The sequence below is a fragment of the Plantactinospora veratri genome, assembly GCF_036421995.1.
In the GTDB taxonomy this organism is placed as follows: domain Bacteria; phylum Actinomycetota; class Actinomycetes; order Mycobacteriales; family Micromonosporaceae; genus Plantactinospora; species Plantactinospora veratri.
The window spans coordinates 32006-54038 of sequence record NZ_JAZGQL010000023.1 but is presented as its reverse complement, the minus strand read 5'-3'; the positions used below and the strand labels follow the sequence as shown (position 1 = coordinate 54038).

Annotated in this window: 20 protein-coding genes and 1 riboswitch; all 20 genes read right to left on the bottom strand. The window is 73.4% G+C overall.

Going from position 1 to position 22033, the window contains the following annotated elements; all coding sequences use genetic code 11:
- Positions 1–3: 3 nt before the first annotated feature.
- The 20 genes from ribH to V1634_RS25555 all read right to left on the bottom strand — a co-directional run bounded on the left by ribH (position 4) and on the right by V1634_RS25555 (position 22031).
- A complete protein-coding gene (gene ribH, locus V1634_RS25650; RefSeq protein WP_331210443.1) occupies positions 4–483 on the bottom strand; it encodes a 6,7-dimethyl-8-ribityllumazine synthase in 480 nt (159 codons plus the stop codon).
- Positions 484–485: 2 nt separating this feature from the next.
- Positions 486–1757, bottom strand: coding sequence for a bifunctional 3,4-dihydroxy-2-butanone-4-phosphate synthase/GTP cyclohydrolase II (locus V1634_RS25645; protein ID WP_331210442.1), 1272 nt, complete (start codon positions 1755–1757; stop codon positions 486–488).
- Between the two features lie 77 nt (positions 1758–1834).
- A complete protein-coding gene (locus V1634_RS25640) occupies positions 1835–2464 on the bottom strand; it encodes a riboflavin synthase (protein WP_331210441.1) in 630 nt (209 codons plus the stop codon).
- Between the two features lie 2 nt (positions 2465–2466).
- Positions 2467–3528: a bifunctional diaminohydroxyphosphoribosylaminopyrimidine deaminase/5-amino-6-(5-phosphoribosylamino)uracil reductase RibD gene (gene ribD / locus V1634_RS25635; protein ID WP_331210440.1), complete on the bottom strand. Its 1062-nt coding sequence runs from the start codon at positions 3526–3528 to the stop codon at positions 2467–2469.
- A gap of 167 nt (positions 3529–3695) precedes the next feature.
- Positions 3696–3868, bottom strand: a riboswitch (FMN riboswitch).
- Between the two features lie 81 nt (positions 3869–3949).
- Entirely contained in the window at positions 3950–4957 is a 1008-nt protein-coding gene (locus V1634_RS25630) for a GGDEF domain-containing response regulator (protein ID WP_107262798.1), read from the bottom strand.
- On the bottom strand, positions 4954–5634 hold the full coding sequence (rpe, locus tag V1634_RS25625; protein ID WP_331210439.1) for a ribulose-phosphate 3-epimerase: 681 nt from the start codon (positions 5632–5634) through the stop codon (positions 4954–4956). Before rpe ends, V1634_RS25630 begins: the two co-directional genes overlap by 4 nt.
- Positions 5635–5672: 38 nt before the next feature.
- A complete protein-coding gene (locus tag V1634_RS25620; RefSeq protein ID WP_331210438.1) occupies positions 5673–7796 on the bottom strand; it encodes a xanthine dehydrogenase family protein molybdopterin-binding subunit in 2124 nt (707 codons plus the stop codon).
- A 184-nt stretch (positions 7797–7980) separates the two neighbouring features.
- On the bottom strand, positions 7981–9564 hold the full coding sequence (locus V1634_RS25615) for an RsmB/NOP family class I SAM-dependent RNA methyltransferase (protein ID WP_331210437.1): 1584 nt from the start codon (positions 9562–9564) through the stop codon (positions 7981–7983).
- A complete protein-coding gene (fmt, locus tag V1634_RS25610) occupies positions 9561–10487 on the bottom strand; it encodes a methionyl-tRNA formyltransferase (RefSeq protein ID WP_331210469.1) in 927 nt (308 codons plus the stop codon). The genes V1634_RS25615 and fmt overlap by 4 nt, the downstream gene beginning before the upstream one ends.
- Before the next feature lie 8 nt (positions 10488–10495).
- Complete coding sequence (gene def / locus V1634_RS25605) at positions 10496–11116, bottom strand: peptide deformylase (RefSeq protein WP_407951853.1); 621 nt, start codon at positions 11114–11116, stop codon at positions 10496–10498.
- Positions 11117–11316: 200 nt separating this feature from the next.
- Positions 11317–12300: an AAA family ATPase gene (locus tag V1634_RS25600; protein WP_331210436.1), complete on the bottom strand. Its 984-nt coding sequence runs from the start codon at positions 12298–12300 to the stop codon at positions 11317–11319.
- A gap of 261 nt (positions 12301–12561) precedes the next feature.
- Entirely contained in the window at positions 12562–14652 is a 2091-nt protein-coding gene (locus tag V1634_RS25595) for a primosomal protein N' (protein WP_331210435.1), read from the bottom strand.
- Positions 14653–14711: 59 nt separating this feature from the next.
- The gene (gene metK, locus V1634_RS25590) at positions 14712–15905 is read right to left on the bottom strand and encodes a methionine adenosyltransferase (protein WP_107262802.1); all 1194 of its coding nucleotides are present in this window, start codon (positions 15903–15905) and stop codon (positions 14712–14714) included.
- Between the two features lie 91 nt (positions 15906–15996).
- Entirely contained in the window at positions 15997–17202 is a 1206-nt protein-coding gene (gene coaBC, locus V1634_RS25585) for a bifunctional phosphopantothenoylcysteine decarboxylase/phosphopantothenate--cysteine ligase CoaBC (protein WP_331210434.1), read from the bottom strand.
- A 19-nt stretch (positions 17203–17221) separates the two neighbouring features.
- The gene (rpoZ, locus tag V1634_RS25580; protein ID WP_101366725.1) at positions 17222–17485 is read right to left on the bottom strand and encodes a DNA-directed RNA polymerase subunit omega; all 264 of its coding nucleotides are present in this window, start codon (positions 17483–17485) and stop codon (positions 17222–17224) included.
- 134 nt (positions 17486–17619) lie between these two features.
- Entirely contained in the window at positions 17620–18132 is a 513-nt protein-coding gene (locus V1634_RS25575) for a nucleoside/nucleotide kinase family protein (protein WP_331210433.1), read from the bottom strand.
- A 26-nt stretch (positions 18133–18158) separates the two neighbouring features.
- Positions 18159–18476: an integration host factor, actinobacterial type gene (gene mihF, locus V1634_RS25570; RefSeq protein WP_101366727.1), complete on the bottom strand. Its 318-nt coding sequence runs from the start codon at positions 18474–18476 to the stop codon at positions 18159–18161.
- 171 nt (positions 18477–18647) lie between these two features.
- Positions 18648–19490 carry an orotidine-5'-phosphate decarboxylase gene (gene pyrF, locus V1634_RS25565; RefSeq protein WP_331210432.1) on the bottom strand — a complete coding sequence of 281 codons (843 nt, stop codon included), beginning with the start codon at positions 19488–19490 and terminating at the stop codon, positions 18648–18650.
- Positions 19491–19654: 164 nt separating this feature from the next.
- The gene (locus tag V1634_RS25560) at positions 19655–20929 is read right to left on the bottom strand and encodes an adenosylmethionine--8-amino-7-oxononanoate transaminase (RefSeq protein WP_331210431.1); all 1275 of its coding nucleotides are present in this window, start codon (positions 20927–20929) and stop codon (positions 19655–19657) included.
- Between the two features lie 40 nt (positions 20930–20969).
- Positions 20970–22031: a quinone-dependent dihydroorotate dehydrogenase gene (locus V1634_RS25555; RefSeq protein ID WP_331210430.1), complete on the bottom strand. Its 1062-nt coding sequence runs from the start codon at positions 22029–22031 to the stop codon at positions 20970–20972.
- Positions 22032–22033: the final 2 nt, after the last annotated feature.

The following is a 22033-nucleotide window of genomic DNA, read 5'->3' as shown; positions in this document are numbered from 1 at the left end:
GGGCTACGGCCGGGCGGCGATCGCCCGGATCGCCACGGCGGCCTCCAGGGCCGCCGTGGTGGCCGCCCAGCCCTTGTCCTCGGCCGAGCCGGGCAGCCCGGCCCGGTCCCGGGCCTGCTCCAGGTCGTTCACCGTCAGCACGCCGTGCGCCACCGGCTTAGCACTGTCCAGCGCGACCCGGGTCAGCCCCTCGGTCACCGACTGGCACACGTAGTCGAAGTGCGCGGTGGCGCCCCGGATCACCACGCCCAGCGCGACCACGGCGTCGCAGCGCCGGGCCAGCGCCTGGGCCACCACCGGCAGCTCCACCGAACCGGCCACCCGGACCACGACCACGTCGTCCACCCCGCACGCCTTGGCCGCGGTCACCGCCCGGTCGACCATGTGGTCGGTGAGTTCGCCGTGCCAGCGCGCGGCCACCACCCCCACGGTCAGCCCGGACGCCTCCACCGTCGACAGTCCCGGCTCTCCGAACCCCGCCATCGTCACGCCAACCTTTCCGTCATCTCCGCGAGTTCCGTCAGCTCCCCGGCGTCGGCCGGAGCCTCCAACCCGTCCAGCAGGTGCCCCATCCGGTCCCGCTTGGTCCGCAGGTAGCGGACGTTCTCCGGGGTGGCCCGGACCGGCATCGCCTCCCGGCCCACCACGGTCAGCCCGTACCCCTCCAGCCCGGCCCGCTTGGCCGGGTTGTTCGTCAGCAGCCGCATCGAGCGGACCCCGAGGTCGTAGAGGATCTGCGCGCCGGTGCCGTAGTCCCGGGCGTCGGCGGGCAGCCCGAGGTCCAGGTTGGCGTCGACGGTGTCCCGGCCGAGGTCCTGCAACTGGTACGCCTGGAGCTTGTGCAGCAGCCCGATCCCGCGCCCCTCGTGGCCGCGCATGTAGAGCACCACCCCCCGCCCCTCGGCGGCGACCCGGGCCAGTGCGGCGTCGAGCTGCGGGCCGCAGTCGCAGCGCAGCGAGCCGAAGACGTCCCCGGTCAGGCACTCGGAGTGCACCCGTACCAGCACGTCCTGGCCGTCGCCGAGGTCGCCGTAGACCAGCGCGATGTGCTCGGCGCCGTCCTGCCGGGCCCGGTAGCCGACCGCCCGGAACGGCCCGTACGGCAGCGGCAGCCGGGTCTCGACCACCTGCTCGACGTCCGTCTCGGTACGCCGCCGGTAGGCGATCAGGTCCGCGATGGTGATCAGCGTGAGGCCGTGCTCGGCGGCGAACTTCTCCAGGTCGGGCAGGCGCATCATGGTGCCGTCGTCGTTGACCAGCTCGCAGAGCACCCCGGCGGGGCGTCCTCCGGCGAGCCGGGCGAGGTCGACGGCCGCCTCGGTGTGCCCGGGACGACGCAGTACGCCGCCGGTCTTGGCCCGCAGCGGGACCACGTGCCCCGGCCGGCTCAGGTCGGTGGCGTCGGTCGCCGGGTCGGCGAGCAGCCGGATCGTGTGCGCCCGGTCGGCGGCGGAGATGCCGGTGCTGACCCCCTCCCGCGCGTCGACCGTCACCGTGTACGCGGTCCCCCGCTTGTCCTGGTTGGTGTGGTACATCGGCGGCAGTTCGAGGCGGTCGCAGTCCTCCTCGGTCAGCGGCGCGCAGATGTAGCCGGAGGTGTAGCGGACCATGAACGCGACCAGTTCCGGAGTGGCCCGGTCGGCGGCGAAGATCAGGTCGCCCTCGTTCTCCCGATCCTCGTCGTCGACCACGACGACCGGTCGACCGGCCGCGATGTCCGCCAGTGCGGCTTCGATGGTGCCGAATTCGGTGCTCATGCCGGCCTCTCCGCCGCGCTCCGGGCCGCCATGAGGCTCATCCGCACCGAACCGGCTGATTCGCTCGCCCCGCTCGCTCATGCCACGGCCTCCAGTCCGTCCACCGGCAGTCGCCCGCCGGTCGTCAGCAGTCGTTCGACGTACTTGGCGAGGACGTCAACCTCGAGGTTGACCGGCTCGCCGACACCCTTGCGGCCGAGCGTGGTGGCGGCCAGCGTGGTCGGGATCAGCCCGACCGAGAAGGTCTGCGGGGTCAGCGCGGCGACGGTCAGCGAGACACCGTCGACGGTGATCGAGCCCTTCTCCACGACGTATCGCCCGAGGTCGGCGGGGAGACCGAAGGTGACCGTCTCCCACTGCTCGGCCGGCTCCCGCCCGATGATCTCGGCAACTCCGTCGACGTGCCCCTGCACCAGGTGGCCGCCGAGCCGGCTGCCGAGGGTGGCGGCCCGCTCCAGGTTGACCGGGTCACCCGGGCGCAGCGCCCCCAGCGCGGTACGCCGGAACGTCTCGCCCATCACGTCGGCGGTGAACGTGTCACCGTCGACGGTCACCACGGTCAGACAGACCCCGTTGACGGAGATCGAGTCGCCGTGCCGGGCGTCCGAGGTGACCACCGGGCCGCGGATCGCGACCAGCGCCGAGTCGCCTCCGGTGTCGTCCCGCCGGACCAGCTCGCCCAACTCCTCCACGATGCCGGTGAACATGCTCAGCCCTCCGTCTTCCGGGGATACGCGGTGACCCGCAGATCGGGGCCGACCGGTGTGACATCGGTGAACTCCAGGTCGATGACCTCGGAGATCGAACGCGCGCCCGCCTCGCCGAGCGCGGCCGGGCCGGCGCCGAGCAGCTTCGGCGCCAGGTAGCCGACCACCTTGTCGACCAGGCCGGCGGCGAGGAAGGCGCCGGCCAGGGTCGGGCCGCCCTCCAGCAGCGCCGCCCGGACGCCGCGCCGGTAGAGCTCGGCGAGCAGCCGGGGCAGGTCGACGTGGCCGTCCGGGCCGGTGCCGACCTCCTTGGCGGTCGCCACCCAGGTCGGTGCGGCGCCGTCCCGGACCCGGGCGTCCGACGGGGTACGGCCGGTGCTGTCCACCACCACCCGCAGCGGCTGCCGGATCGCCAGGCTGCCGTCGCGCAGGTTCCGCACGGTCAGTCTCGGGTCGTCGGCGAGCACGGTGCCGACCCCGGCGATCACCGCGTCGACGGTGCCGCGCAGCGCGTGCACGTCGATCCGGGCCGCCTCGGAGGTGATCCACATGCTGGTGCCGTCCGCCGCCGCGATCCGGCCGTCCAGGGTCGCCGCGTACTTCCAGATCAGGTACGGCCTCCTCCGGCGTACCGCCGTCAGCCAGGCCAGGTTGCCGGCCTCCGCCTCGGCGGCGCGTACCCCGACCTCGACCTCGACCCCGGCCGCCCGCAGTCGCTCGATCCCACCCGTCGCGATCGGGTTCGGGTCGGGCACCCCGACCACCACCCGGCGGACCCCGGCCGAGATCAGCGCCCCGCTGCACGGCCCGGTACGCCCGGTGTGGTCGCAGGGTTCCAGGGTCACCACGGCGGTACCGCCCCGGGCCCGCTCACCGGCCTGGGCCAGCGCGACGATCTCGGCGTGCGGCCCGCCGGCGTACGCGTGGAAGCCCTCGCCGACGATCTCGCCGCGCGGGTCGAGCAGCACGCAGCCGACCAGGGGATTGGGACTCGTCGTGCCAAGGCCGCGGGCCGCCAGCGCGATCGCCCGGCGCATCGCCTCGTCGGCGGAGACGCCCCCCATGCCGTTCCCTCTCCCTTGCCCGTCGTCGTAGCGCGCGGGCGGGACGCGGGAGGGGCACCGGCCGGTGGCCGGGCGTGCGGCGGCGGAGCATGGGGACGACGGCAGGCGCCGACCCCGGCGGACCGCGGGTCGGCGCAGACGCACCGGCCGGCGGACCCATCCGTCCCGCGCGCTGTCTCCCATCCGGACTGTCTGGGCGCGGAAACTGCCCGCCCCCAACCGTCGGCCCTGGGTTCTCACCAGGTCCACCGGGCGGCCGAAGCCGACCGGGTCGCGGGCTTACCGGGCTTGCGCCCGGATCACCGCCGGTTCGGAATTACACCGAGTCCCGCCAGCGCGTGGTGGGTACGGATCGAGTGTGACACGGAACCGGGGCTACCGGACCGGTGAGGCGACCCACCTCACAACAACGTGACCGTCGTCACTTCGCTCCGCGCCGCCGCTCCCCCGCGTCGGCGGCCGGTGCTCCCGGGGTACGTCGTCGGTCCATCGCCACGTACGAGCCGGGCTGGCTCTTGGCCACCGTCTTCATCTCGGAGGCGGCCGCGATCACCTCCAGCGGGTCGGTGAACCGGCGCTCCGGCACCGACAGCGACACCCCGATGGAGAGGGTGACCAGGTGGGCCCGCTGGATGTTGCCGCGCCGGTCCTTCAGCTCGACGTAGCCCCGCTTGGCGTCCTCCGGGTCGTAGAGTTCGTCGGCGGTCTTCTCGAAGTCGACCACCGCCCGCTCGGTCAGCGGCCGGACCTGCTCCGGAGCGCAGACGATCACGAAGTCGTCGCCACCGATGTGCCCGAGGAAGGCCGGCGGCAGCCCGACCGAGACCACCGCCCGGTGCAGGCTGCGGGCCAGCGCGCTGATGAACTCGTCGCCCCGGACGAAGCCGTACCGGTCGTTGACGCTCTTGAACCGGTCGATGTCGATGTAGCCGACCGCGTAGTCGACGCCGCTGCGTACCCGGTCGCCGATCTCCCGGCGGACCCGGGTGTTGCCGGGCAGCCCGGTCAGCGGGGAGACCTCGCGGAACTCCTTGTTGCGGCGCAGCGTGGAGCTGATCCGGGCGATGAGTTCGGCGGTGTCGAAGGGCTTGACCAGGTAGTCGTCGGCACCGGCGGTGAGTCCGTGCACCTTGTCCACGGTCAGGCCCTTGGCGGTGAGCATGATCACCGGCAGCGCCGAGGTCATCGGGTTGGCCCGCAGCCGCCGGGTCAGCTCCAGCCCGTCGATCCGGGGCATTCGCAGGTCGACCACGGCCAGGTCGGGGCGGCGCCGCTCGATCACCTCGAGCGCCTCCTGGCCGTCGCCGGCCTGCACCACGTCGAAGCCGTGCAGCTTGAGGTTGAACGAGACGAACCGGACGATGTCCTCGTCGTCGTCGACCACCAGGATCAGGTCGGGCCGCTCCTCGGCGACCCCGTCGACGCTCACGAGGCGGCGACGGCGCGCTCGGCGAGCCGCCGTAGCTGGGTCACCGCCGCGGCCGGGTCGGCAGCGCCGTAGACGGCGGTGCCGGCGACGAAGGCGTCCGCGCCGGCCGCCGCCGCCTGCTCGATGGTGTCGGCCGCGATGCCGCCGTCCACCTCGACCCGCAGCTCGAGGTGGCCGGCATCGACGTGCCGACGGGCGGTCCGGACCTTGTCGAGCAGCTCGGGGATGAACCGCTGCCCCCCGAAGCCCGCCTTGATAGTCATGATCAGCAATGTATCGAAGCTGGGCAGCAGGTCAAGGTACGGTTCGATCGGGGTGTCCCGGTCGATCGCCAGCCCGGCCTTCGCCCCCGCCGAGCGGAGGTCCTTGGCCAGCGAGACCGGGTTGTCGCAGGCCTCGACGTGGAACGTCACGTTGTACGCCCCGGCGTCGGCGTAGCTCGGCGCCCAGCGCCGCGGATCGTCGATCATCAGGTGTACGTCGAACGGCAGCGCGGTCACGGCCAGCAGGCTCTGCACCACCGGCAGCCCGATGGTCAGGTTCGGCACGAAGTGGTTGTCCATCACATCGACGTGCAGCCAGTCCGCCGTGGACTCCACCGCCTGCACCTCGTCGGCGAGCCGGGCGAAGTCTGCGGCGAGGATGCTGGGCGCGACGATCGGCGCTGGTACGGTCACCGCGCCAGTGTACGAATGCCGGTCACCTCGCGCGCCCGTCACCCTCTGATCGTGGCGGCACCCGAGAAGAACCGGTCCGGTGTGATCGGCAGGTCGCGTACGCGTACCCCGGTCGCGTGGTGCACGGCGTTGGCGATCGCCGCGGCGGTACCGACGATGCCCAGCTCGCCGATTCCCTTCGAGCCCATCGGATTGACGTACGGGTCCTCCTCGACCAGCGTGTGCACCTCCACGCAGCCGACGTCGGCATTGGTCGCGATGTGGTACTCGGCGAGGTCGTGGTTGACCACGTGACCGAACCGGGGATCGACCACGCACTGCTCGTGCAGCGCCATCGACAGTCCCATCGTCATCCCGCCGAGCAGTTGGGAACGGCCCGTCTTCGGGTTGATGATCTGGCCGGCGGCGAAGACGCCGAGCATCCGGGGCACCCGTACCTCGCCGGTCGCCTCGTGCACCCGGGCCTCGACGAACTGCGCGCCGAAGGCGTACATCGAGAAGCGTTCCCGGTCCGGGTTCGCCGGCATGTCGGCACTGACCTCGATGCCGTGCGGCGGCGGGTCGGCGTGCTCGGCCGCCACCCGGGCCCGGAGCCGGCGGGCGGCCTCGACCACCGTGCTGCCCCACGACGTCATCCCGGACGAGCCACCGGCGGACATCGCCGCCGGCAGGTCCGTGTCACCGATTCGCAGCACGACCCGGTCGACCGGTACGGCCAGCGCGTCGGCCGCGATCTGGGTCAGCGAGGTCCAGGTGCCGGTGCCGAGGTCGGCGGCGCCGATCGAGACGACGTACCGGCCGTCGGGCTCCATCCGGATCGTCGCCGAGGATCCGGGGAGCTGGTAGACGGGGTACATCGAGGCGGCCACCCCGGTGCCGACCAGCCAGCCACCGGCGGCCCGCCGGACCCCGGGAGTCGGGTCCCGGCCGGCCCAGCCGAACCGGCGAGCGCCCTCACGCAGGCAGGCCACCAGGTTGCGGGTGGAGAACGGCCGGTCCAGCTCGGGATCGAGCGGCGGTTCGTTGGCGATCCGGAACTCGACCGGATCCTGCCCGCAGGCGATCGCCATCTCGTCCATCGCCGACTCCAGCGCGTACATCCCCGGGGCCTTGCCCGGGGCGCGCATGATCGTCGGTACCGGCACGTCGAGCCGGACCATCCGGTGCGTGGTACTGCGGTGCGGCGCCGCGTACATCACCCGGGTCGGTGTGGCGGTCTGCTCGGCGAACTCCTTGTGCCGCGCGGTCTGCTGCACCACCTCGTGGCCGATCGCGACCAGCCGGCCGTCCGGGCCGGCACCGAGCCGGACCCGCTGTACCGACGGGGTGCGGTAGCCGACCTGGGAGAACATCTGCTGCCGGGTGAGCGCGAGTTTCACCGGACGGCCGGGTACGGCGAACGCGGCCAGCACCGCGAGCACCACGTCCGGATGGGTGTGCAACTTGCCGCCGAACGCGCCGCCGACGTGCGGCGAGACGATCCGGATCCGCTCCGGGTCGAACCCGAGGAGGGTGGCCAGCGACTCGCGCAGCCGGTGCACGCCCTGGGTGCCGACGTGCAGGGTGAGCCGGTCGTCGGCCCACTGGGCGATGGTGGAGTGCGGCTCCAACTGGGCGTGCTGATACCAGGCCGTGGTGTAGGTGGCGTCCAGGCGTACCGCCGCGTCGGCCAGCGCCGTCTCCGGGTCGCCGAGCACGCTGTCGGTGGCGAACCCGCCGTTGAGCACCTCCGGGGCGTACCGGTCCGGATGGTCGGCCCGCAGTACGACGTCGTGCGGGCTGGCCTGGTAGTCCACCCGGACCAGACCGGCGGCCCGACGGGCGGCCTCGGAGGTCTCCGCCACCACCCCGGCGACGAACTGCCCCCGGTACGCCACCTCGGGCGTTTGCAGGATCACCATCTCGGGGTCGTCGAACGAGGCGACCCGGGCGGCGTTCTCGTGGGTCAGCACGGTCAGCACGCCCGGCTCGGCCAGCGCCGCCGAGGTCTGCACCGCGACGACCCGGCCCGCCGCGACGGTGGCCTGCACCGGAAACAGATAGGCCGGCCGGTCGACGGGGTGCTCGAAGGCGTACCGGGCGGTCCCGGTGACCTTCGCCGGCCCGTCGAACCTGTCCAGCGGAGTGCCGATGGCCCGGACCGGCATTGTCTTCCCGTCCACACCTGCAATGTATGTAAGGAAGTGTCCCGACCCACCCGCTTCGGTGGAAGTCGAGCCGGATGCCGACCGGCGCCACCCGCGCCATTGCCGGCCGCCACCGGCGGCCGCGCCGCTGCCGGTTCAGCTTCGGCGCAGCTCAGCGCCGCCGCCGGTCAGCTTCGGCGCAGCTCAGCGCCGCCGCCGGTCAGCTTCGGCGCAACACCGCCAGGAACATCGCGTCGGTGCCGTGCCGGTGCGGCCAGAGCTGCACCGTCGGGCCGTCGCCGAGGCCGGGCATCCCGGCCGGCAGCAGCGGGCGGGCGTCGACGAAGTCGACCGGTACCCCGGAGCGCCGGGCCGCCTCGGTGACCGAGACGTGCGTCTCCACCACGTGCGGCGAGCAGGTCACGTACGCCACCACCCCGCCCGGACGGACCGCCCGGAGCGCGGCGCCGAGCAGCTCCCGCTGCAACCGGGTCAGCGCCGGCAGGTCGGAGGGCTGGCGGCGCCAGCGGGACTCCGGACGCCGCCGCAACGAGCCGAGACCGGTGCAGGGCGCGTCGACGAGTACCCGGTCGAAGGAGTCCTCCGGCAGGTCCGGGTCACGCCCGACGGTGCGCCCGTCGACGTTGAGCACGGTCACCGGCAGCCCGCGTACGGCCTGGGAGACCAGTCGGGCCCGGTGCTCGGCCACCTCGACCGCGGTCAGCGAGGCCCCCCGCTGGGCGGCGAGCGCGCCGAGCAGGCCGGACTTGCCACCCGGCCCGGCACAGAGGTCGAGCCACCGTTCGTCGGTACCCTCGACCTCGGCGGCGATGAGCGCGGCGGCCACCAGTTGGGAGCCCTCGTCCTGGACGTGCGCCCGGCCGTCGGCGAGCACCGCCAGCTCGCCCGGCGCTCCCCCGGCCAGGTAGACGGCGTACGGCGAGAAGGCGCCCGGCGCGCCGCCCACCTCGTCGGCGACCTCGACCGCGTCCGCCCGGCCCGGCCGGGCGCAGAGGTGCACCGGCGGCCGCTGGTTGTCCTCGATCAGCAGTCGGGTGGTCTCCCCCAGGTCTCCGCCGAGCGCCTCGGAGAAGGCCCGCACGATCCACTCCGGATGGCTGTAGGTAAGGGCCAGGTGCCCGATCGGGTCGGTCTCGGCCGACGGGGCCAGCTCGGCCAGCCAGGTGTCGAGGTCCTTGCCGGCGACCTCCCGCAGCACGGCGTTGGTGAAGCCGGCCGCGCCCGGTGCGAGGGAACGGACCAGGTCGACCGTTGAGGAGACGGCGGCGTGCGCCGGGACCCGGGTGTAGAGGATCTGGTAGGCGCCGAGCCGCAGCGCGTCCCGGGGCTGCGGGTCGATCCGCGCGACGTCCCGGCCGGCGGCGGCGGTGAGGATCGCGTCCAGGGTGCCCCGGACCCGCAGCGTGCCGTAGGTCAGCTCGGTCGCGAAGGCCGCGTCCCGGCCGTGCAGCCGCCGGTCGCGCAGGATGCCCGGCAGGACGAGGTTGGCGTACGCGTCGTCCCGGTGCACCGCCTCGATCGCCTCGTACGCCGCCTGCCGTGGCAGGTCGACCGCCGGCCGTGCCGCCCGGGGCGGACGCCGGTCCCGGTCCCACTGGCCCGCGCCCCGGCCGCCCCGGTCGGCGCCGCCCTGTCCGGTACGCCCCCGGGGGGCGTCCCGCCGCTGGTCGTCGCGCCGCTGGTCGTCCCGCTGCCGGTCGGTGCCGCCCTGCGCACGGTCCTCGCGTCCCCGGTCGGCTCCGGCCCGTGCGGTGCCGCCGACCTGTCCGGTACGTTCGCTCACCCGAAGTGCTCCCCACCGGCGACCCGTACGCCCCGGGCCCAGTCCGGTGCCGGCATCGCGCGCTTGCCGGCCGCGCGTACCTCGCCCAACTCCACCGGGGTGCTGGCGGTACCGGCCAGCACCCGGCCGCGCTCGACCAGCAACTCGCCGGGCTTGAGATCGGGACCGTTGCCGACCGGCCGCACCGGACCCAGCTTCACCCGGTCGCCCCGGAACCGGGTCCAGGCACCGGGCGCCGGAGTAGCGGCCCGGATCCGCCGGTCCACCGCGAAGGACGGCTCCGACCAGCGCACCTCACCGTCGGCGACGGTCAGCTTCGGCGCCAGCGAGACCCCGTCGGCGGGCTGCGGCACCGCGTGCGCGGTGCCCTGCCCGATCGCGTCGAGCACGGCGACCAGCAGGCCGCTGCCGCTGGCGGCGAGGCGCTCCAGCAGGTCACCGGCGGTGTCGGTGGGCCGGATCTCCTCGGTCACGGTGCCGAAGACCGGCCCGGTGTCCAGCCCGGCCTCCAGTTGGAAGACGCTGGCGCCGGTGACCTGGTCGCCGTGCAGCACCGCGTGCTGCACCGGCGCGGCACCGCGCCAGGCGGGCAGCAGCGAGAAGTGCAGGTTGACCCAGCCGTACGCCGGGATCTCCAGTGCCTCGGGTGGCACCAGCGCGCCGTAGGCGACCACCGGTACGCACTCCGGGGCGAGCTGGCGCAGCCGGTCGAGGAACTCCGGCTCCCGGGGCTTGGCCGGGGTCAGCACCTCGATGCCACGCTCGTCGGCCCAGGCCCCGACGGGTGACCGGGCCAGCCCCCTGCCGCGACCGGCCGGGGCGTCCGGCCGGGTGACCACGGCCAGCAGTTCGTGTCCGGAGGCGGCGATGGCGTCCAGGCTGGGCAGGGCGACGGCCGGGGTACCGGCGAAGATCAGGCGCACCGGCCGGGTCACCGACCCAGGCCGAACGGGCTGGCGGAGCGCTCCGAGCCGCCCAGCCCCAGCTTGGCGGCGAGGCCCTGGCGCCGGTTGGCCGGCGGGTCGTGCGGGCTGACCTTGATCACCGGCGGGGCGTCCTGGTCGTACCAGTCCGCCTGCCGGATCGCCTTCATCGCCTCCTTGCGCCCCTCGGCGTCGAGGCGGTCGAGGAAGAGCACTCCGTCGAGGTGGTCGGTCTCGTGCTGCACACACCGGGCCATCAGGCCGGTGCCGACGATCTGCATCGGGTCGCCGTACTCGTTGAAGCCCTTGGCGACCACGTTGAGCCGGCGCTTGGTGTCGAAGTAGAGCCCGGGGATGGAGAGGCAGCCCTCCGGGCCGTCCTGCTCGTCTTCGTCCGGGAACTCCAGTACCGGGTTGACCAGGTGTCCGAGCACGTCGTCGACGTCGAAGGCGAACACCCGCAGGCCCACGCCGAGCTGCGGCGCGGCCAGGCCGGCGCCGTTCTGCTCCCGCATCGTGTCGGTCAGGTCGGCGACCAGTTTGCGCAGCTCGGCGTCGAAGTCGACGACCGGTTCGGCCGGGGTGCGCAGCACCGGGTCCCCGAAGAGACGGATGGGCTGGACGGTCACGCGGGACGGCTCCTTCACGGATGGGATCGGTGGTGCCGTACCCAGTCTACGGGCGGACCAGGGGGACGACCGGTGCGCCGGCCCCCCGCCGGAGCCGGAGAGTACGACCGCAGGTTCGGCGCGAGCCGGTCGTGACGTCGGTCACGGCGCGGGGCGGGCCGCCCGGTGGGACGGGACGGTGCCGAGGGGCGGGCGACGGATCAGGGTTGGGTGCCCGGCTCGCCGGCCAGTACGGTGTCGGTGCGCTCGAGGATGTGCTCGGGGAGCGGAAGCTGGGTGCCGTGCGCGGCGTCCCAGTCGTAGATCACGCTCAGCCCGACCTCGGCCCGGAAGTACTCGATCGCGCTGAGCCCGCCGACCACGTGCTCGTCGCACTCGGCGACGAGTTGCCCCGGCACCAGCTTGAAGCCGTTGCGCAGCGCCGCACTGAGCCGGCGGTGGCCGTCGACCACGAAGAACTTCTCGCCGGTGTAGCCGATCCGCAGCGGCTCCAGCGCCTCCTCGCCCGCCTGTCCGACCTGGGCGACGAAGTCCGTCTCCCAGAGGCCGCGCAGCCCCTGGATCTCCTGGGTGGGGTAGATCCGGGCCGGGTCGAGCAGCAGCAGCGGCGGGGACTCCCGAAGGATCTGCTGGCCGAAGGAGCCCTCGTAGGCGGCGATGACGTGCTCGACCACCTCGTCCGCCGACGCCTTGGTGGTGTCGCAGATCAGGTCGTAGTTGCGCAGCTTCGCCTTGTCGACGCCGTACCGGACCAGGAAGCGGTTCCGCTCGCTCTCGCTGCGTTCGTGCAGCTTGGCCCGGGCCTCCTCGATCGAGGTGTAGCTCTCCGCCGGCCCGGACGGCCGGGCGAGCACCCGGCGGGCCGCCTCGGTCGGCTCGGTGATCATATGGATCTTGAGCGCGTCCTTGAAAAAGTGCCAGGCGAGCCGGCTGTCGACGATCAACTGCTCACCGGAGTCGGCGATGTCCTGCTGGAGCTGGTCGACGTAGCCGTCGACCGCCTGGTCCAGCTCGGCGTGCAGGTTGAGCTGGAGCGCGGTCATCTTCCGCTGCTGGGCCATCTCCCGATAGAGGTCGCCGACGCTGACCCGGCGCAGACCGAGTCGTTTGGCCAGCTCGATGGAGACGGTGCTCTTACCGCTGCCAAGGTCACCGTTCAGGACGATCGACTGCCGACCGGTCACGACCTACCCACCCCTGATCCCAGGTTATTCAAGATCAATAGTTGAACGCCGAACCGGCGCGGTCACTCTCCGTCACGCCTCTCGCGTGGAGCATGAGGGGCGATGGTATCACCCGGATCTCCGACCACAGGTCGGACTCTGAGTGCGCCCCCTACGGATACCCACTGCGGACCGTAGTCGAAACAACCCTCCGTGTCGGCTTCTCGGTCGGTACCCGGTCAGAAGGCGTCGATCGATTCCACCGTCGTCAATCGGTACCCGTCAGAAGATGTCCTGCGGGTCGACCTGGACCCGGACCGGCTGGCCGGCCTTGCGGGCCGTGCGGAGCGCGGCCGCCTCGTGCAGGGCGGCGGCCAGCGCGGCGGCCTGGGACCGGGGCACCCGGATCAGCATCCGCTCCTGTCCCTCCGGGGCCGGCACCGGACCGAGCACCTCGGCGGCCGGCGGCAGCCGGGCCTCGTCGAGCAGTTCCGCCACCGCCGCCGCCACCCCGGTCAGGCTGGCCATCCGGGCGGCCGGCGGGAAGCCCAGCTCCCGCCGCTCGGCCAGCTCCCGGCCGGCGAACCAGCCCGGATCCCAGCGCAGCAGCGCCTGCACCGGCGCCAGCGACCCGTCCGCGACCACCACCACCCGGCCGCCGGCGGCACCGGGCCGGGCCAGCGCCGCCGCCGCCAGCCAGCGCCGCAGCGCCTCCTCCCCGGCCCGCAGGTCCGCCCGGGTCAGCAGCGCCCAGGAGTCCAGCAGCAGCACCGCGCCGTAGCCGCCGTCGGCCACCGGCTCGGCACCGGGCGTCGCGATCACCAGGCCCGCGTCGCCGGGCACGGAACGCAGCACCTCCTCCCGCCCCGAGGTCCGCACCGGCACGCCCGGAAACGCCCGGCCCAGCTCCTCGGCGGTACGCCGGGCACCCACCACCGCCGCCCGGAGCCGGTGCCCGCCGCACTGTGGGCAGGCGTATCCGGCGGTCACCCGGGCGCACCACCGGCAGGCCGGAGGGGCGCCGGCCGAGCGCAGGGCGAGTGGACCGGAGCAGTGCGGGCAGCGGGCCGGCGCCCGGCACTGCGCGCAGGCCACCGCCGGCAGGTAGCCCCGCCGGGGCACCTGGACGAGTACCGGCCTGTCGGCCTGCAACGCCGCCCGGGCCGCGTCCCAGGCCAGGCTCGGCAGCCGGGCCGAGGCCGCGCCGGGATCACGGGCCAACTGCGGGTCGTCGCCGGTCGGGGTGATCCTCGGGGTACGCGACCGCAGCGTCGACCGGTCCGCCACGATCTCCCGCGCCCAGCCGGTCTCGACCAGCAGCCGCGACTCGGCGGTGCGGGCGTACCCGCCGACCAGCACCGCGGCGTCGCCGAGCCGCGCCCGGGTGAGCAGTACCTCCCGGGCGTGCGGGTACGGCGCCCGGGGCTCGGCGTGCAGGTCGTCGCCGTCGTCCCAGATCGCCACCAGTCCGAGGTCGGCGACCGGGGCGAACATCGCCGCCCGGGTGCCGATCACCACCGGCACCCGACCCCGGCAGGCGGCGAGGAAGGCCCGGTACCGCCGCGCCGGCCCGAGCGCCGCGGAGAGCGCCACGTGCCGCCCGGCGCCGAGCAGCCCGGTCAGCGCGGCGTCGAGTCGTTCCAGGTCGCGGGCGTCGGCCACCACCGCCACCACGCCCCGGCCGCCGCGTACGGTGGCCGCCGCCGCCTCCGCGAACCGGGTCGCCCAGTCCTCGCCGGGCAGCGCCGACCAGACCGCCCGGGGCGCCCGACCGTCGGCCAGGGCCCGCAGGAACCCGGGTCCGGCCGGATAGTCCCGCCAGCCCGCCTCGACGGGCCCGTCGGCGCCGACCAGCCCCTCGGCCCCGTCCGGAGTCGATCCGGCCAGTCCACCGACACCGTCCGGAACCGCTCCGGCCGGTTCGTCGGGACCCTCCGGAACCGCTCCGGCCGGTACCGCCGCCACGGGTTCCGGCCCGGTGTCGTCCACCGCCGGTGCCGGTTCCGGCGTGGCATGGGGGCCGGTCGACGGGGGCGGCGCGGTGGGCGGGGCGGCCTCGCGCTCGACCCGGGCGTGCCGGGGCGGGACGGCCAGCCGCAGCACGTCGGCGAGGTTGCCGGCGTACCGGTCGGCGACCGCCCGGGCCAGCCGGGCGATCTCCGGGGTCAGCACCGGCTCCGGCGAGACGACCCGCTCCAGGTAACTCAGCCGGCCCTCGTGGGCGGAGAGTTCGGCCCGGTCCAGCAACCAGCCGTCGACGAGCTGGCCGGCGAACCGCACCCGCACCCGGGTGCCCGGCCGGGCCTGGTCGGCGAGGTCGGCCGGGACCAGGTAGTCGAAGGGCCGGTCCAGGTGGGCCAGTGGCACGTCCACGCAGACGCGAGCGACCGGCAGCCCAGGTGCGGGCTGCCGGTCGCTGCGCTTGCTGGTGGTCAGGCTCCCGCGGCCGACTTGAGGTCGGCGGCGCGGTCCGTGTTCTCCCAGGTCAGGTCGGGCAGCTCACGGCCGAAGTGACCGTAGGCGGCGGTCTGCCGGTAGATCGGGCGGAGCAGGTGCAGGTCCCGGATGATGGCTGCCGGCCGGAGGTCGAAGACCTCGCCGACCGCCCGCTCGATCCGGTCCACCGGCACGTTCTCGGTGCCGAAGGTCTCGATGAAGAGGCTCACCGGGTGCGCCTTGCCGATCGCGTACGCGACCTGGACCTCGCAGCGCTCGGCCAGCCCGGCGGCCACCACGTTCTTCGCCACCCAGCGGGTCGCGTACGCGGCCGAGCGGTCGACCTTGGACGGGTCCTTGCCGGAGAACGCCCCACCGCCGTGCCGGGCGTACCCGCCGTAGGTGTCGACGATGATCTTGCGGCCGGTCAGCCCGGCGTCGCCCATCGGCCCGCCGATCTCGAACCGGCCGGTCGGGTTGACCAGCAGCCGGTAGCCGTCGATGTCGAGGCCCAGCTCCTCCAGCTCCGGGGCGATGACGTGCTCGCGGATGTCCGGGGTGAGCAGCGACTCCAGCGAGATGTCGGCGGCGTGCTGGCTGGAGACGACGACCGTGTCGAGCCGGACGGGGCGCAGCCCGTCGTATTCGATCGTGACCTGGGTCTTGCCGTCCGGCCGCAGGTACGGGATGGTCCCGTCCTTGCGGGTGGCGGAGAGCCGCCGGGCCAGCCGGTGCGCCAGGGCGATCGGCAGCGGCATCAGCTCGGGCGTCTCCGAGCAGGCGAAGCCGAACATCATGCCCTGGTCACCGGCGCCCTGGGCGTCCAGCGCGCTCTCCGACGAGCCGGAGCGCAGCTCGATGGCGCTGTCCACACCCTGGGCGATGTCCGGCGACTGCGAGCCGATCGACACGCTGACGCCGCAGGAGGCGCCGTCGAAGCCCTTCTTCGACGAGTCGTAGCCGATGCCGAGGATCGTCTCGCGGACGATCGCCGGAATGTCGGCGTACGCCTTCGTGGTCACCTCGCCCGCGACGTGCACCTGGCCGGTCGTGATGAGAGTTTCGACCGCGACCCGGCTACGCGGATCCTGGTCCAGCAGCGCGTCGAGGATGCCGTCGCTGATCTGGTCAGCGATCTTGTCCGGGTGGCCTTCCGTGACCGACTCCGAGGTGAACAAGCGACGTACCACGGTGCTCCTAAAGATCTCGAATTCAGTTAACGCGGCAGTGTAGTCACGGCCGCCTGGTCCCCTGACCGTGCCCGGTAAGCGTGCTACCCGGTCATGACAGCCCGGTTAAGCGCGTTACTACCAGATCCCAGACGCCGTCGGCGAGATCTTCCTTGGATTGCTCGGGAAACGCTGTCGTCGAACCGTCAGCACCGAGCACGACGGCGGTGTTGTGGTCGGCACCGAACACCTTGTCTGGGCCGACCTCGTTGACCACGATCAGGTCGGCGCGCTTGCGGCTCAGCTTGGCCCGGGCGTTCGCCTCCGCGTCGCTGGTCTCGGCGGCGAAGGCGACCAGCACCTGCTCCGGCCGCCGGCGCTGGCCCAGCTCGGCCGCGATGTCGGGATTGGCCACCAACTCGACGGTGAGCGCGTCGCCCCGGTCCGACTTCTTGATCTTGTTGGGCGCGTACGTCGCCGGCCGGAAGTCCGCCGGTGCCGCCGCCATCACCACCGCGTCGGCCGTCTCGGCCGCCTCCAGGGTGGCCTTGCGCAGCTCCTCGGTCGTGGAGACCCGGACCACGTCCGCCCCGGCCGGGTCCGGCAGCGCTACGTTCGCGGCGACCACCGTCACCTGGGCGCCCCGGGCCACCGCCGTCCGGGCGAAGGCGTAGCCCTGCTTCCCCGACGACCGGTTGCCGAGGAACCGCACCGGGTCCAGCGGCTCGCGGGTGCCACCGGCGGTGACCACCACCCGGCGGCCGGCCAGGTCCCGGGGCTCCGCGACGCCGCGGGCGAGCACCCGGCGGGACAGCGCGAAGATCTCGGCCGGGTCGGGCAGCCGGCCCTTGCCGGTGTCGACGCCGGTCAGCCGGCCGCTCGCCGGCTCGATCACCAGGACGCCGCGGCGACGCAGCGTCACGACGTTCTGCACCGTCGCCGGGTGTTCCCACATCTCGGTGTGCATCGCCGGGGCGACCACCACCGGGCAGCGGGCGGTCAGCAGGGTGTTGGTGAGCAGGTCGTCGGCGAGACCGTGCGCGGCCTTGGCCAGCAGGTCGGCCGTTGCCGGGGCGACGACCACCAGGTCGGCGGCCTGGCCGAGGCGGACGTGCGGCACCTCGTGCACGTCGGCCCAGACGTCGTCGGCGACCGGCTGGCCGCTCAACGCCGCCCAGGTCGGCGCGCCGACGAAGCGCAGCGCGGAGGCGGTCGGCACGACCCGGACCCGGTGCCCCGACTCGGTGAAGAGCCGAAGCAGCTCACAGGCCTTGTAGGCGGCGATGCCACCGCCCACCCCGAGAACGACCGCGGTCATCGCCGACGCCCGGACGACCCTACGGCTGGTCGGTCGGCTCGGCGGTGAGCAGACCGGCGTTGATCTCCCGCATCGCGATCGAGAGCGGCTTCTCCTGCGGGGTGGTCTCCACCAGCGGGCCGACGTACTCCAGCAGGCCCTCGCCGAGCTGGCTGTAGTAGGCGTTCACCTGGCGGGCGCGCTTGGCGGCGAAGATCACCAGGGCGTACTTCGAGGTGGTCTTCTCAAGCAGCTCGTCGATCGGCGGGTTGGTGATGCCTTCGGGACTGGCGATGGATCCCACGGGGATAAACCTCGGTGTCTTCTCGACCGCCGGGCGCGGCGGTCAGGTCGGAGTTGGCTCAGGTCTGTGCCCGCCTCGAATCCGCGTCGACCGTGTCGGCAGCACTCGGGTCGGTTTCCCGCGTCGGCGTTGCCTCAGGTCGGCGTCAGAAAGGACGAACCGAGCAAGCTTACCAGTTCATCCGCAGCACGCCCGAGCACGTCGTTCACGACCGTGGCGTCGAATTCGCGACCGGCCGTGTCGGCGTCGGACCGGGTCGGGGCCAGGTAGACCATTCGGGCCTGCGGCATCGCCGCCCGCACCTGGTACGCGCCGCGCAGGTCGATCGGGAGCAGCACCGGTTGGCCGGCCGACAGCCGGATCCGTACCGGCTCGCGGGGCGTGCCGTACCGGTGGACGCCGATCTCCGACCACTCCAGCAACTGCCCGCCGTCGAGTAGCCGGCCGAATTCGGCCCGGTCGAGGAAGCGGTAGTGCACCCCGTCGATCTCGTACCGCCGACGGGGGCGGGTGGTCACCGGGACCGGGAGCCACAACCGGGGCGACCGGGACCGGACAAGTTCCGTCACGCTGTCCTTGCCGGCCCCGGAGGGACCGGCAAGGACCGTGAGACGAGCCGCTGGGCGGACATCGTCATGCGTACCCACTGCTTGTTTCTACACGGCGAGTGGAACTAGTTCGCCGAGAATTCTCCAAGCAGTGCCTTGCGCTGCTGCTCACCGAGGCCACGGAGGCGACGGCTGTCGGCGATCTTGAGCTTCTCCATGATCTGGGTGGCCCGGATCTTGCCGATTCCCGGCATGGCCTGAAGTACGGCCGATACCTTCAGCTTGCCGACCACGTCGTCCGACTCCGCACGGTCGAGGACGGCGGCGAGGTTGGTCTTGCCCTGCTTGAGCTCTTCCTTGAGCTTCGCCCGGGCCTTGCGGATCTCCGCGGCCTTCTCCAGCGCGGCTGCGCGCTGTTCGGGGCTCAGTTGGGGGAGCGGCACCAGTTCTCCTCAGGTCCCTATCGCGACGGGCGGGACGCGCCGTCGCATCTGTGAAACGTGGTGTGCCTGGCAACCAAAGGGGTATGTGGTTCCCAGCGCCGGGAAAACTAGCGGCCAACGGAGGTTTCGGCAACGTGGGCACGCCATGATCATGTCAGCGTAACCGTGAGATCACTGACCGCCGCCGGTCAGCGCGGCCCGGCAATCGGCCAGCGCCCGCTCCGCGGCGGCCCGCAACGCGGCGGGCTCGGGACCCGCCCCGAGCACCTCCCGGGAGTACGACGGAAGCACCCGACGAAGCTCGTCGCCGAAGACCGTACGCAGGTCGTCGGCGCGTCCGCCCTGCGCGCCGAGGCCCGGGGCGAGCAGTGGTCCGCCCACTCCGGAGAGGTCGTGTCCGGTCTCGCCGATGGTGGCGCCGACCACCAGCCCGAAGCTGCCCAGCGGCTCCGCACCCGCATTGAGCTGCGAAATCTCTTCAATGATCGTTTGCGCGACGGTGCGCCCGTCCGCACCGACGGCGCGCTGGACGCTGGCGCCCTCGGGGTTGGAGGTGAGCGCCAGCACGAAGACGCCGCCGCCGTGCTTGCGCGCCGTGTCGAACATCGGGGCGAGCGAGCCGACCCCCAGGAAGGGGCTCGCGGTGACCGCGTCGACATACATCGGGCTGGATGGATCCAGGTACGCGTCGGCGTACGCGGCGACCGTGGAGCCGATGTCGCCGCGCTTGACGTCAAGCAGAACGAGCGCGCCGGCACCCCGCAACTGTCGGATAATTGACTCAAGTACGCCGACCCCGCGCGAGCCGAACCGCTCGAAAAACGCCGACTGCGGCTTGACCACCGCGACCCGGTCGCCGAGCGCCTCGACCACCGTCTCGGCGAACCGGGCCAGCCCGTCGACATCGTCGCGCAGCCCCCACCGGCTCAGCAGCGCGGGATGGGGATCGATGCCGACGCAGAGCGGCCCGCGCTCCGCCATCGCCCGGTGCAGTCGACTGCCGAAGGTCTCCATTCGCCTCTCCTCTCCGCCAGCGCCATGACCATCTGTCATGTCGCCGCGACCAACTGTCACGTCCCCGGTCGGCCGGTTCCGCCCCGCCCGCCTACCGCCTCGGGCGGATGGACTTCGGACGGCTCCGCCGCGCGTCGCCCCGCCCGGCGGCCCGACTCGTCCGGTCAGCCGGCCTGGGCGGCCGCGCCGATCGCCGCACAGATCAGCGCCAGGTCGTCCTCCCCGGTGACGTACGGCGGCATCGTGTAGATCAGGTCCCGGAACGGGCGCAGCCAGACCCCGTACGCCGCCGCGGCCTCGGTCGCCGCCGACATCTTCACGTCGTGGTCGAGTTGCACCACGCCGATCGCACCCAGCACCCGGACGTCGACCACCCCTGCGGCGCCCCGTAACGGCGCCAGGCCGGCCGAGAGCCCCGCGGAGATCCTCGACACGTCCACCGCCCAGTTTCCGGCCTCCAGCAGCCCGAGAGAGGCGTTTGCGACCGCACAGGAAAGCGGGTTCCCCATGAAGGTCGGGCCGTGCGCCAGTACCCCGGTCGCGGAGATGCCCTCGGCGACCCCCGGGGTGCAGAGCGTGGCGGCCAGGCTCAGGTAGCCACCGGTGAGCGCCTTGCCCAGACACATCACGTCCGGGGTCACCCCCGCGTGGTCCGCCGCGAAGAGCGCGCCGGTCCGGCCGAAGCCGGTGGCGATCTCGTCGAAGATCAGCACGATGTCGTGCGCGGTGCAGACCTCGCGGAGCAGCCGCAGGTACTCCGGGTTGTGGAAGCGCATCCCCCCGGCCCCCTGCACCACCGGTTCGACGATCACCGCGGCGAGTTCGCCGGCATGCCGGTGCAGCGCGTCGGCGAGCGCGGTCGCGTACCCGGGGTCGACCGGGGCGGCGAAGCCGGGCGGCGGCTCGGCGGCGAAGACCTGCCGGGGCAGTACGCCGGTCCAGAGCGAGTGCATCCCGCCGACCGGGTCGCAGACGCTCATCGGATGGAAGGTGTCCCCGTGGTAGCCACCCCGCCAGGTGGCCAGCCGGTGCCGCTGGGGCCGGCCCCGGCCCCGCTGGTACTGCAACGCCATCTTGACCGCCACCTCGACCGAGACCGATCCGGAGTCGCAGAGGAAGACGTGTTCCAGGCCGGGCGGGGTGATCTCGACCAGGGTGCCGGCCAGCCGGACGGCGGGCTCGTGGGTCAGCCCGCCGAACATCACGTGGCTCATCCGGCCGAGCTGGTCGGTGACGGCGGCGTCCAGCACCGGATGCCGGTACCCGTGGATCGCCGCCCACCACGACGACATGCCGTCGACGAGTTCCCGGCCGTCGGCCAGGCGCAGCCGGACCCCCTCGGCGCTCTGCACGACGAAGGGGTCGGTGCTGGCCGGCATCGGGGCGTACGGGTGCCAGACGTGTGCCCGGTCGGCCGTGACGATCTCCTCCGGGGTCACCGCCGCTCCCCCGGTCCCGCTGTGGCGGCCTCCCCGAGGCTCACGGCCGGCTCGCCCGGGCGACCGCGCGGACCAACCCCGGCCCGCCGTAGACGAAGCCGGTGTAGAGCTGCACCAGGCTGGCTCCGGCGTCCAGCAGCGCGGCGCCGTCCGCCGGGTCGAGGATGCCGCCGACCCCGACCACCGGCAGCGCCCCGCCGGTCTCGCGGCGCACGAAGGAGACCACCTCGCGGGTACGCGCGGTCAGCGGCCGCCCGGAGAGCCCGCCCGCCTCACCGGCCCGGTGCGCGTCGGACGGGGCGATCCCGTCCCTGCCCAGCGTGGTGTTGGTGGCGATCACCCCGGCGGCGCCCCGGTCCAGGCAGACCGCCAGCAGCTCGGCGATGGCCGGCTCGGTCAGGTCCGGGGCGATCTTGACCAGGACCGGCTTCTCCCCGACCAGGGCGGTCAGCAGCGCGTCGAGGTGCGCCCGGTCCTGCAACGCCCGCAACCCCGGCGTGTTCGGTGAGGAGACGTTGACCGCGAAGTAGTCGCCGTACGGCGCCAGCGCCCGGTACGAGGCGAGATAGTCGGCGACGGCGTCGTCCAGCGGGGTGACCTTGGACTTGCCCAGCGAGATGCCGAGCGGCACCCCCAGCGGCCGGCGCAGCGCGGCCAGCCGGGCGGCCAGCGCCTCGGCACCGGCGTTGTTGAAGCCCATCCGGTTGATCACCGCCGCGCTGGACGGCAGCCGGAACAGCCTCGGCCGGGGGTTGCCCGGCTGCGGGTGCGCGGTGACCGTACCCACCTCGACGAAGCCGAAGCCGAGCGCGGGCCAGGCCGGCAGCGCGGCACCGTCCTTGTCCATCCCGGCGGCCAGCCCGACCGGGTTGGGGAACCTGACCCCGAAGACGGTACGCGGGGCGGAGACGGCGTACCGGGCCCGCAGCACGGCCAGCGCGGCCGGGCTGCGGGAGAGCCCGGCCAGCCGGCGCAGGGTCCACTCGTGCGCGGTCTCGGCGTCACCGCCGCCGAGCCGGAACAGCACCGGCCGGACGATCCGGTCGAAGACCGCTCCCCCGCCCGTCGGGCGCCGCCCCTGCTCCGCCGTTGCCGTCGGCACGC